General features: G+C 56.1%; 8 protein-coding genes. 3 read left to right on the top strand and 5 right to left on the bottom strand.

Annotation, left to right across the window (positions count from 1 at the left end; translation table 11 throughout):
- Window positions 1-62: 62 nt before the first annotated feature.
- Both AC6I8V_RS12120 and AC6I8V_RS12115 read left to right on the top strand, forming a co-directional pair.
- Window positions 63-3,479: a glycosyltransferase family 2 protein gene (locus AC6I8V_RS12120; RefSeq protein WP_497842505.1), complete on the top strand. Its 3,417-nt coding sequence runs from the start codon at window positions 63-65 to the stop codon at window positions 3,477-3,479.
- A 34-nt stretch (window positions 3,480-3,513) separates the two neighbouring features.
- Complete coding sequence (locus AC6I8V_RS12115; RefSeq protein WP_497842504.1) at window positions 3,514-4,665, top strand: DegT/DnrJ/EryC1/StrS family aminotransferase; 1,152 nt, start codon at window positions 3,514-3,516, stop codon at window positions 4,663-4,665.
- Window positions 4,666-4,702: 37 nt separating this feature from the next.
- Here the strand turns inward: AC6I8V_RS12115 and AC6I8V_RS12110 are convergent, their stop codons facing one another.
- From AC6I8V_RS12110 to rfbA, 5 genes are all read right to left on the bottom strand, one after another.
- Complete coding sequence (locus AC6I8V_RS12110) at window positions 4,703-5,860, bottom strand: Gfo/Idh/MocA family protein (protein ID WP_497842503.1); 1,158 nt, start codon at window positions 5,858-5,860, stop codon at window positions 4,703-4,705.
- The gene (locus AC6I8V_RS12105) at window positions 5,857-7,038 is read right to left on the bottom strand and encodes an ATP-grasp domain-containing protein (protein ID WP_497842502.1); all 1,182 of its coding nucleotides are present in this window, start codon (window positions 7,036-7,038) and stop codon (window positions 5,857-5,859) included. Before AC6I8V_RS12105 ends, AC6I8V_RS12110 begins: the two co-directional genes overlap by 4 nt.
- 90 nt (window positions 7,039-7,128) lie before the next feature.
- Window positions 7,129-8,013, bottom strand: a complete 885-nt coding sequence (gene rfbD, locus AC6I8V_RS12100) for a dTDP-4-dehydrorhamnose reductase (RefSeq protein ID WP_497842501.1) — start codon at window positions 8,011-8,013, stop codon at window positions 7,129-7,131.
- Complete coding sequence (rfbC, locus tag AC6I8V_RS12095) at window positions 7,998-8,546, bottom strand: dTDP-4-dehydrorhamnose 3,5-epimerase (protein WP_497842500.1); 549 nt, start codon at window positions 8,544-8,546, stop codon at window positions 7,998-8,000. The genes rfbD and rfbC overlap by 16 nt, the downstream gene beginning before the upstream one ends.
- Window positions 8,546-9,412, bottom strand: coding sequence for a glucose-1-phosphate thymidylyltransferase RfbA (gene rfbA, locus AC6I8V_RS12090; protein ID WP_497842499.1), 867 nt, complete (start codon window positions 9,410-9,412; stop codon window positions 8,546-8,548). Before rfbA ends, rfbC begins: the two co-directional genes overlap by 1 nt.
- 351 nt (window positions 9,413-9,763) lie before the next feature.
- On the opposite strand from rfbA, the gene AC6I8V_RS12085 reads away from it, so the two are divergent.
- On the top strand, window positions 9,764-12,232 hold the full coding sequence (locus AC6I8V_RS12085) for a hypothetical protein (protein ID WP_497842498.1): 2,469 nt from the start codon (window positions 9,764-9,766) through the stop codon (window positions 12,230-12,232).
- The last annotated feature ends 87 nt before the right edge of the window (window positions 12,233-12,319 follow it).

Here is a 12,319-nt window from a genome sequence, read left to right as displayed (position 1 = left end):
GCGCGTGGCTACTATAAGCAAAATTTGCCTGGCAACCTCAGGATCAGCAGACGCTAGCCACTATGACGACCATTCAGGACGAAAACTTTCCCTACTTCATCATCGCGCCAAACTATCGCGAGTCATCGGCTGGCGTGCAGGTTATGCACCGGTTGTGTCATCTGCTGAATGAAAGCGGCAGACAGGCGTGGATGGTCAATTGCACCGTCAATCCGGCGTGGAATACCCCGATGGTCAGCGGCCAGGAGCTACGGGAATACCGACTGCGTGGCGGCCTATTTATTGCCATTTACCCGGAAGTGGTAAGCGGCAACCCGCTCCAGGCGCCGGTAGTGGTGCGTTATATGCTCAACCGGGAAGGGGTACTCAATGGCAACGCGTTAGAGGCCGCCCATGATGATCTGTTCTTCTGGTTTCGCCCGGAATTTGCCGGTAAACACGCCAATCCGCGCTTCCTGAATATTGAGTTTTATGACCTGGATCTGTTTCAGGACGACCAGCCGGAAAAAACCTGCGATCTTCTCTATCTCAACCGTATACCGGCATCGGTGGTGGATTTCTCCGCCTTACCGCCGGGGATTGAGATCCTGTCGATGCAAAATCCGCTCACGCTGACGCAGCTGGCGGCGAAGCTGAAAACCGCGCGAACCTTCTACACCTTTGAATCCTCCGGTACCGCGCTGCTGGCGATTTTGTGCGGCAGTCCGGTGGTGGCGCTGACGGCGCCAGGCTACGAGAAATATGCGCTGACGGCAGCCACTCTGGCGGAAAACGGTGCGGTCGGCATCTGCTGGGATGATCAGGCGGCGACGCTGGCGGCGATGCGCAAAGAGCTGTGGAAAATGCGTGAGACGCTGCTGACACGCCGTGAGCAGACGCAGCAGCAGTTGCAGGTGCTGGTACAAATCTCTCAGCAGCAGGCGCGTCAACATCAGCAAAAACTTCAGCAGGGGCGGCTGGAAAACTGGCTGGTTAATCGCCGGTTAACCCCTGCGCTCAGCTCCAGACTGGCGCTGGCGACCCCGCCACGCATCCTGGTCGCGGTATGGGACAACGCTGAACAACCCGATCACCTGCTGCTGACCCTCGATACGCTGGCAGAACGCCCGGCGTTCGTCCAGCTGGCGGTGATTACCGATCGGGACAGCGGCCTGCCGTCCGATACCGTTGCGATCCCGGTGGATGACTGGCAGCACTGGCTGAAAGCGGCTGTCGCACAGTCGTCATTTGACTGGCTGCACTGCATCCCGGCGGGCAGTTTTTACAGCGCGGAAAGCTGGCCGGTGCTGGCTCACTTCCTCGCCAGCCACGCGGATGCACAGGCGGTGTATGCCGATGAACTGTGGCTGAATGCCGCTGGCGAACCGGTGCCGCACCTGAAACCGAACTGGGACTGGGATCTGTTCAGCGCGTCACCGGCGCTGTATCTGCAACGCTGTTTGCTGGCGCGAAGCACGTTACACAGCGGACTCGATGATGCGTACAACTATCCGCAGGCGGTGGAATTCGCCCTGATGCAGCAGATTTATCTGCGCGCCGGGGCCGCCGCTATTCGGCACTACCCGGACCTACTCTGTATTCTTCCCCAGCCTCAGCCGGGCGAGAACCCCGATGCCGCGCGCGTGCTGGAGCATGGCCTGCATCAACGGGGCTATCCGGCCGCGCTGGTGGACGCGCAGCCTGGGCTGCCATTGCGCGTGCTTTACGGCCACGATGCGCTGCCGCAGGTATCGTTGATTCTGCTGGCGGACAACGCGCTGGCCATGCTGGAGCGTGCCATCACCAGCCTGCTGCAACATAACAACTGGCCGAATACCGAACTGCTGGTGATCAATCATCAGCATGATGACAGCACGCTTAATGCCTGGCTGGACGGGCTGGCGACCATCGATCCGGCCCGCATTCGGGTAATTAATCTGCCATCCGACTGGCAGCCGGTGGCGCTGCGTAATCGCGCGGCGGCCGAAGCACGCGGCGAATTCCTGTGTTTTATTGAATCGCAGCTGATCTTTCTGCTGGATAACTGGCTGGCGGCGCTGATGAACCACGCGCTGCGTCCGGAGGTGGCGCTGGTCGGCCCGAAACTGATTCATACCGAACAACACATTCTCTCTGCCGGCCTGATTGCGGGTTATAGCGGTCTGGCTGGCCATATTGGCGAGGGGCAACGCTGGGATTCGCTGGCTGCCAGCGGTTATCTGCAAAGCGATCGCCAGGCGCGACTGCTGAACGGGCAGTGCCTGTTAATTCGTCAGCGCTGCTGGCAGCAGTTGGGTGGACTGGACGAAGACTTTCGTGACCTCGCCATGGCGGAAACCGACTTTGCCCTGAAAGCCGCGCAGGCCGGTCACACGGCCATCTGGACCGCGCATAGCGTGGTAGCGACGGATGGCGAAGCGCGCAGATTCAACGGAGCCTCGGCGGCAGCCGCCATCCTGCAACAACGCTGGGGACGCGAGTTGTTATGCGATCCCGGTTATCACCGCAGTTACTCGCTGTATGGCGAACCCTTTAGCGTGGATGAAAGCCTGAAGCAAATCTGGGCCGCCTTCAGCGAAGGGAATATTCCTCGCGTGGCCTTTGTCCAGGGAGACAAAAGCCAGGCGAACGGCGCGCGGTTGCTCGCGCTGCTCAACGCGATGGCGCAGGAACAGCAGATCGCCTTACTCACGTATGAGGCGTTACCGCTGTGGGCACTGGCGCGCCTGCAACCGGACATCCTGATCTTTACGGCGGAGGCGGCACAGGGGCAAATGCAGCGTATCGCGTCGCTGGTCAGCCTCACCGGTTGTCAGAGTTATTGCCTGCCGGAAGCCACCTTCACGCCACAGGCGAACGCGGAACTGTTACAGACGCAATGGCTGAGTGGCTGGCTGGTGTGGAGCGAAGAATTACAGCAGTGGCTGCAAAAGCGGAAGCAAGCCGCCCACCTGCTGCCATCGCTGGTCGCCTTGCCGCAAACGGCGATGCCCAGCGTGCCACGCGCGGCGCGGCTGCGCGTGTTATGCGACACCCAGGCGTTGAGCGAGGCGGATGTGCGCTTTTTTGCCCGCGTGATCGGTGAAACCTCAGGTTTTATCGACTGGATCATGCGTGGTGAGGCGCCTGCCCGCTGGCTCGACGCGGTGAGTGAAATCCATCCTGCGGGTCCGGTATCGGGCGATGAGTTGCAGGGATTACAGGTCCATCTCGCCGTGCTGTTCCGTCTCAACAACGACGAAAACCGCTACCAGGACGATTCAATTCTGCTGCATTACCAGGCGGCGGGCATTCCGGCGCTATGCAGCGACACGGTTTCATCGACGCGTCGCGGCTGCGCCACACCGGTACGTAACAAAGAAAATGTCTGGATTACCCGTCTGCGCGATCTGCATCAGCAACCGGAATGGTCTGCTGTGCCGCCGCTGGCGCCCGCGCATCAGCTCAACGCCGCCACGCTGGCAACGTTCTGGCAGCAGGCTGATATCCATTTTTCCTGACCGTGCAATATGACACCGCCCGCAGGGGGTTTTAATGAAAAAGATCGCGCCGCATTACGATAATAAAAACATTCTGGTTACCAGCCCGTTACTGCCGCCGCTGGAGGAGTTTATTCCCTATCTGGAGAATATCTGGCAGAGCAAATACCTGACCAACGGTGGCCCCTACCATCAGGCGCTGGAAGCGGCGCTGGCGGAGTATCTTGGGGTTAAACATATCTGCCTGTTTTCGAACGGCACCCTGGCGTTAATGACGGCGTTGCAGGCGTTGCGTGTTGGCGGGGAAGTGATTACCACGCCTTACTCGTTCGTGGCGACCTCGCATTCACTGCTGTGGAACGGCATCAAGCCGGTGTTTGTCGATATCGATCCGGCGACCTGCAACCTCGACCCGGCGAAAATTGAGGCGGCTATCACCCCGCAAACCAGCGCCATTATGCCGGTGCACTGCTACGGCATTCCCTGTGATACCGACGCGATCCAGCGCATCGCCGATACCTATGGTCTGCGCGTGATTTATGACGCCGCCCATGCTTTTGCGGTGAAACGCGAGGGCGTCAGCATCCTGAATCACGGTGATTTGTCGGTGCTGAGTTTTCACGCCACCAAGGTGTTTAACACCTTTGAAGGCGGGGCGATTATCTGCCCGGATGAGAAAATTAAACGCCGTATCGATTACCTGAAAAACTTTGGCTTTGCCGATGAAACCACGGTAGTGGCGGCCGGTATTAACGGCAAGATGAGTGAGTTCCAGGCGGCGTTCGGCATGTTGCAGCTCAAACATGTGGATGCGGCGTTTGCGGTGCGCCAGCGTATCTATCAACGCTACCGCGAGGCGCTGTCATCGGTGCCGGGCGTAACCCTGTTGCAGGCGGATGATCAAACCGAGTGGAATTATGCCTACTGTCCGCTGTTTATCCATGCGGAGCAGTTCCCGCTGACGCGCGACCAGCTCTATCAGCGCATGAAAGAGGCCGGGATCTATGCCCGTCGCTACTTCTATCCGCTGATCTCCGAGTTCCCGATGTATAAAGGCTATGACTCATCGCATCCTGATAATCTGCCGGTCTCGACGCAAACCTCGCAACAGGTGCTGTGTCTGCCGATTCACCCCACGCTGACCGAAGCTGAGCAGACCCACATCATTGATATTGTGCTGGCGGCCAGCCAGATCGCGGCCGCCTGAGGGTGGCATGTCTCCCCCGTATTACGGGGGAGCGGTATCATCCGGCGACAATCGCCGCTGCGTTGACCGCCTGGCTTTTGTGACCGAACAGCGTGACCGGCTGATGTGAGGTCGCGCTGCGCTGCGCCTGCTCAAGGAATTCCAGTCCGTTCAGCGCCGTCTCAATACCCTGGCTATATTCGTTGCTGCCGCCGCGCAAGCTGTGGGCGATGTCAGCATAGTAATTGGCAAAGGCTTCGATAAATCCGGCCGGATGGCCTGCTTTAAAGCGGCAGTAGCGCGGCAGACTGGCGATATGGTTGGCGTTGTCGGTACGATCAATCAGCGTTACCTGGCCGTGAACGTTACACAGCTTCAGCGTCTCCGGCTCGACCTGCAACCACTCGGCACTCCCTTTATCGCCCATCACCCGAATGCGTAACCCATTGCGATAGCCCAGCGCGGCTTTGCCGTACCAGTACTGACACACCAGGCCGCCTTCATAGCGCGACACGGCGTGCACGGTGTCGATAATATTCGGCAGGGTGGTGAAGTGGCTGTTGAGCGCATACACATCGGTGGCTTTGCGCTGGGTGATAAAATCCACCAGCTGATGAACGTGTACGCCGAGGTCGAGTGACACGGTCGGGATCACCCCGTCGCTCTGTCGCCAGCTTTGCGGCCGTGCGACCTCACCGGCCGGATTGCGACGGCTGAAACCCTCCTGCGGCATCTCTACCAGAACCTGCTGGACGTTACCCAGTTCGCCATCGGCAATACGCTGACGTAGCTCGCGCACCATCGGATAACCGCTGTAGTTATAGGTGACAAACAGCTGGCCGCCGGTTCGTTGCAGAGCAAGGTCCACCACCCGCGCGCTGGCCACGGATTCCACCAGCGCCTTTTCGCAAATCACCGCGATACCATAATCAAGGCAACGCACAATCACATCCAGATGGTGCGGCGTCGGCAGCAAAATCACCACGGCATCCAGGCGCGTATGTTCCGCCGCCAGTAAGGCTTCGTAATGATCGTAAAGGCGTTCGGGCGCAATGCCCCATGCCTGCGCGGTTTGCTGATTAATCTGCGTATCGCGGCTGAAACAACCGGCTACCAGCTGAAACTCGCCATCCATCTGGCTGGCGATTTTATGCGTCTGGCCGATGGCGGAATTGATGCCGCCCCCGAGAAAAGCAATGTTGAGCGGTTGAGTCATGATGATCTCTCCTGTTGCATCGGCGGATTGAGATACTGATTAAGATTGGGGGTCAGGTTCGCCAGCGTCGTCAGATTGTCGAACTCGGCAAACACCAGGCCCGCGCGATCGCGTGGGGCGGGTTCCAGCGCGTCGCCGGGCAGCTTCAGCGGAATGACATCCAGAATCTGCGCGGGCAGGCTGGCAAAATGGAACCCAGGGAAACGCATGGTCGCGGCGACGGAGACGGTATGACGGGCGATAAAGCGCTGACGCGCCGGACGACGCTGGTCAAAGTGGTCGTTCAGGCCGATAAAAGGGGCGACAAAATGGTCGCAGTACGGCACCCCGGTTGACAGGCTGATCAGGCGGCTATACAGATCGCCCGGACAGCGGCGGGTCAGTTCAATTAACCAGAAATCGCGCCCATCGGTCATAAACTGGGTGTGCAGCAGGCCATCACTCAGACCCAGCTGCGACACCAGCGTTGCCAGACAATCGCTGACCTGCGACTGCATCACGTCGCTGAGTTGCGTGGTCAGCGAGCTGCTGTTTACCTGCCACGGATAGACGGTGCTGAATTCATCGACAAAAAACTCGCAGACGATGGCGCCGTTACGCACAAACGCCGAATGGCTGTGCAGCGAACCTTCAATAAATTGTTCGATCAAGGCTTCGCCGCTGCGCGATGCCTGCTGCGCCGCGTGAAAAGCGGCGCTCAGCTGTTCACGCTGGCTGATATGGGTAATACCTAAGCCGCTGTAGGCGTCCACCGGCTTCACGATCAGCGGTAACGGCAGCGCATCGCTATGATCGAGCTGGCTGACCGCCGCAGGGACCGGGAAATGATGGTGCTGCGCCCAGTGGCGAAACTGATCCTTTTGGAACAGGGTGTCGCTGATCTCCGGAGTATCGAATCCGGCGAAACCCAGCTCAGCCGCGACGCGCGCGCCGGTAAGATAGGAAACATCGGTCACGCCGGGAAGCAGGGCGCTGATGCCCCATGCGCGGCACAGGTCAATAACCTGCTGCACATCGCCGTAGTTAACAGGGCTGCTGTCATCGGCGAAGCGGTGGCCGGGATCCTGTGTCTTGCTGCCGCACACCGCGGTGCGGTATCCATGCTGGCGTAACACATCAAGAAAGGGCAGCGATGCGAATCCCGCATCAAGCAGCAGCGCCCGGGAGGGTGAAGACATGGCGTCCAACCTTAGCCTGAGTAAATTAAACGCAGTTATTTTATTCAGGCCAGGGCAGGAACGATGGGTTAAACAGACGAGCTTTTTGGCTTAATTCGCCAGTTTTTGGGTTTCTTCCGCCAGCAACGCCGGAATCACCTCCACCAGCCGGGCGCGCCAGTTGGAGGGGGCATATCCCAGCGCGGGTAAGCGCTGGCTGCGCAGCATGGCGTTGCGCGGACGTGGCGCCGCCGTAGGCCATGAGGCGCTGCTGACCGGATTCACACTGACGCTGGCGTAGACGTCGTCCTGCGCGGCGGCGGTGTGGAAAATCGCCTGGGCAAACGCACACCAGCTGACGGTTTCGTTGCCCGCAAAATGCAGCACCCCTTTAATCTGCGGCTGTTGCGCCAGCAGGATCAACAGGGCGGCGAGATCACCGGCATAGGTTGGGTTGCCAATCTGATCGTCAACCACATTCAGCTGCTGACGCTGGCGACCCAGCGTCAGCATGGTACGCACGAAGTTGCGGCCATACTCGCTGAAAAGCCAGGCGGTGCGCACAATCACCGCATTAGGCAGCTCCTGAATCAGCTGCTTTTCCCCTTCAAACTTGCTCAGTCCGTAGACGTTGATCGGCGCGGGCGGATCGCCTTCCTGCCACGGCGTGGCTTTGCTGCCGTCAAAGACGTAGTCCGTTGAGACGTGGATCACCCGCGCCTGATACTCACGCGCCACCTCGGCGAGCAGGGCCGGGCCATCGGCATTTACGGCGAAGGCGCGCTGCGGGTTGGATTCAGCTTCATCCACCGCGGTGTAGGCGGCGGCATTGATAATCACATCCGGGGTGCATTGCGCGACACAGGCGCGCAGCGCGGCGCGTTGGGTGATATCCAGTTCCTGCGAGCTATAGGGATAAACCTGCCAGTCGGCAGGAAAACGGTCCAGCAGGCAGCGTCCTAACTGCCCGGCAGCGCCGGTCAACAGAATACGCATGAGGTTAGCTCCGCCAGCGTCATTCCACGCTGGTCTTTGGGTGAAAGCTGGGGGACTTCAATTGGCCACTGAATGGCAAGGTCCGGGTCATTCCACAGCAGGCAGGCTTCATCCTGCGGCTGATAATAGTCGGTACACTTGTATTCAAAATCGGCTTCTTCGGAGAGCACCAGAAAACCATGTGCCAGACCCGGCGGGATCCACAGCTGGGTTTTATTGGCTTCCGACAGGATAATGCCTTCCCACTGACCAAAGGTAGGCGAATCGGGGCGGATATCGACCGCCACATCAAACACTTCGCCACGCACCACCCGTACCAGCTTGCCCTGCGGACGCGTTTTCTGAAAATGCAGTCCGCGTAGCACATGGCGCGCCGAGCGTGAGTGGTTGTCCTGCACGAAATCGAGATCGATATTCAGCATCTGCTGGTAGCGGCGCTTCTCGAATGTTTCGAGGAAAAAACCGCGCGCATCACCAAAAACCGCAGGCTTGATCACTTTGACATCCGCAATTTTGGTTGCAATGACTTCCATCACTCCTCCACCAGCATCTTGAGGTACTGACCGTACTGCGTTTTGCCCAGGTACCCGGCGCGCGACATCACGTCGTCCGCGCTAATCCAGCCTTTGCGCCAGGCAATCTCTTCCAGACAGGCGATTTTGAAACCCTGACGCTTTTCAATGGTGTGAATAAAGTGCGAGGCTTCCAGCAAACTTTCATGGGTGCCGGTATCGAGCCAGGCAAAGCCACGTCCCAGCACTTCGACGTTGAGCAGGCCATCGTCAAGATACATCTGATTTAGCGTGGTGATCTCCAGCTCGCCGCGCGGCGAGGGTCTTACCTCACGCGCCATGGCGCAGACATTCTGGTCATAGAAATAAAGCCCGGTCACCGCATAATTAGATTTCGGTTGCAGCGGCTTCTCTTCGATGGACAGGGCGCGGAACTGCTTATCAAACTCCACCACGCCAAACCGTTCCGGGTCCATCACCTGATAACCAAATACCGTGGCCCCGTGCGGACGCGCCACTACCTCTTCCAGTTTTTTACCGAAACTCTGGCCGAAGAAGATGTTATCGCCGAGCACCAGCGCACAGCGTTCACCGGCGATAAAGGATTCACCGATGATAAAGGCTTGTGCCAGGCCGTCCGGCGAAGGTTGCACCGCGAATTGCAGATTGACGCCGAAATGGCTGCCGTCGCCGAGCAGGCGTTGAAAACCCGCCAGATCTTCCGGGGTGGTAATCACCAGAATGTCCTGAATACCGGCCAGCATCAGCACGGAAAGCGGATAGTAGATCATCGGTTTGTCATAGACCGGCAGCAGCTGTTTGGAGACGCCACAGGTCACGGGATGCAATCGGGACCCGGTCCCGCCCGCCAGCACAATTCCTTTCATAGTTCGCTCTCTTCTCATTCGTTCTCTGCGCGCGCAGAGTCATGCCTTGAGCATACGAGTGAAGCAGGGCAGTTAATGGCGCAAATAACCGCTAAAAAGAGGGGCAATGTGGGGGATAACAGCGTGACGCTGAGGGTTTGTCAGGAAAAAATCAGGAAAGAAAACAATCAACTCAGGTAAAAAAGAGCAGTGAAGCGTTGATGAACTCATCCACAGCAGGGAGAGTCATCAGACGTATTTTTCTCACTACCCTCGTCTGACTGATGCGCCATGCGTTAAAACCGCGTACTGGGATTTCACACGCTATACCAGAAAAATGATGGAACATGATTATTGAATAAGGAATGTCCTATGTCAGATCTGAGTCAAATTAATGCTAATTCTTTTAACCGGCAGCTGCAATTAACAACCCGGCCATCAGCATTAACTACAACAACAGTGCCGCCCGTGGCTTATTTAAGCAATACCGCTGCAATTCCGAGATTATCCGCGCCATCGCTCTCCTCATTCCCTCATCGCGAAATCACATCCCTGAGCGCGCCATCTTCCTCTTATCCACCCACAGTCAGACCTTCATTGGTTAGTGCAATTCGCCCGCTGCGGTTTGTCACCGCAACGCCTTTTCACCATTCATCACCTGGGATTTATCCGGGGGCAGGGCAGAGTGATTTATTAAAATCCAGTGCAACGGTGAACAGAGGGGCTATAAGAAGCGTCCCTGGTGGAACTAAGCGTGCCGGGAAATCTTCAGATGTCTTTACTGAAAAAATGCCATTGCTGACGCTGACCCGGCCCAGTGTTCAGGAAAAAATTGTCAGCGAGATAAATCAAAGTTTGCGCAACGACTTACGCGGTTTTATCGGCAGGAAACTGACATCCGTTCGGGAACTTTCCCACGAGGATAATAAAAAGATCAACGGTATCCTTCATCATTATTTAGCAAAATATGATGAGGTAAGGTTAAAAAACACGCTAAAAATTATTCCGTTGTTTAAACTGCCACGCCTGGAAGAGCGGCGCCTGTCAGGCAGCTTAACCACGCAGGCGGAACGATCGCAGCACGACGTACAATGTCAGGCTTTTTATCAGCAGGCCGGGGGAATAAAGAGCACGGAGATTGATTTAACCCATTTTTTTATTAATGCGCTTAACCATGATCTTATTACCCTGCTGACGGACGCAGCGATAACCCAACCGCAATATACGGCGTTCCTGGAGACAACCGAAGCCGTTAGTCTGCTTGAGAATATGGGGATGCTGGGAGCGAATGAAGAGATATGGCCCGATATTATGCAGGCAACGTTAGCCGATCCTGACTTGCCCGAACATCTTACGCGAATCAGGGAAGTCTCTGTACAGCGACAAATCAGGAATTTAAAGGAATATTTTTACGAATCATTGTCGGAAATCACACCTTATTGTGACGGGAGGCTGGATTTTGACGGGTTTTTTATCATCAGCGATAGAGAAATTAAAGATAACCAGGCCGGTGATAACTATATGGACGATCCTGACGCTTTAACTGGTCAGGAGGGCGTTGATATCGATAAAGTGATTATCGCCAGGAATACGCGGCTAATGGAGATGCGTGCATATGACCGCGTTGCAATGCTTAACGTTTTTCGCGAGTCTGCCTGGCATAGCCCGCTATTTATGAACAGAAGTGTGATTAACGCCGAGCAAACCAATCTGTACAACAAGAATATGCTAAACGAAGAGAAAGTAAAAAACTGCATTGATAATCGACGGGCAGAAAGAGTAGAGGTCTTTTTGCAATATTTAACCATAGCGCCTTTCGTTATTGGTGAAGGATATCCGATAGAAGATATGAACCTGAAAGGGCTTAATTTTGGCGACAAGGGGCTGAGCATTGAGATGCTTAATCGCGAGTTTATCGCTAACCCGGCCGTATCACTGGAGAGACTGCGTTCATATGCCATTTATGGCAATGTGAAACTGGCGGAAATCACCCTGAAAGGAGAGTTCGATGTCGGCTGGATGGCGGGGCTGAGTGATGATGTCCTTGGATTGTTATTTCAGGCGCTGCCGGATGGGGAGCGGGATAATGAACTGTCACGGTTTGTAGTATTAAATGCACTGCAAGTGATTGGTGAAGCAATTTATGGCGCGGATTTTAACGATAATCAGATTTGCAACTTAATTAGCGATGCAATGAAAAATCTGGCTGGCGTTGTTTTCACCATCGACGAGATGGCTTATCTGTTATTTCTCCAGCCTTATGCCATCACGGATGCGCAAGGCGCTCTGCTTAGCAACGGCGTCATTTATCTCGCGAAAAATTTTGAGATGAAGGAAGGCGATTATCACCCTTATGCTGAATGGCGGAATTTGCTACAGACGCTGGCTTATGAAAAATCATCCGGCGACAAACTCGCCGTGCGCCGTCAGGTTTTACAGGCAGAAATCAATAAAATTCCCAACCCGGAGCTATACAGCCTGCTGGCTGCACATGAAAACACCATCATTATTCAGGAAACTGAGCAGGGTGAGTTTATCGCGCACTTTGATCCTGACGGCGGGATGACTTTGACGCCGCCAGTAGAATTTCTCGATCAGCCGTTACTGGTGATCCGGCCAAAAGCCCTGGTGCCTTGTGCCTGTGAAGGCGAAGAGATTGAGGAGTTTGATCGTTTCGAAGATACCAGCTTTACCGCAGTTGAGGCCATCGCGGAGATGAAAACGGCCAATCTTAATAAAACACGTTTGCGTGCATCCACTATTGTGGAGCAGCGTCAGGCGCAGGAGAACCTGGCCAGCGAGATTTTAGCGCTTTATCGCGCCCGAGCACGGCCATCCTGACATTATTTTCACGCGCCATAAAACCATCAGCCCCCGTTATTTACATCCGTACTCTGGCGGGGGCCTATTTTTAACCCGTCACAAAGA

It is taken from the genome of Pantoea sp. X-Soil-TKNS-1207 (assembly GCF_059730485.1).
Note: the sequence above shows the minus strand (reverse complement) of the source record. Positions and strands in the feature narration are given on the sequence as shown.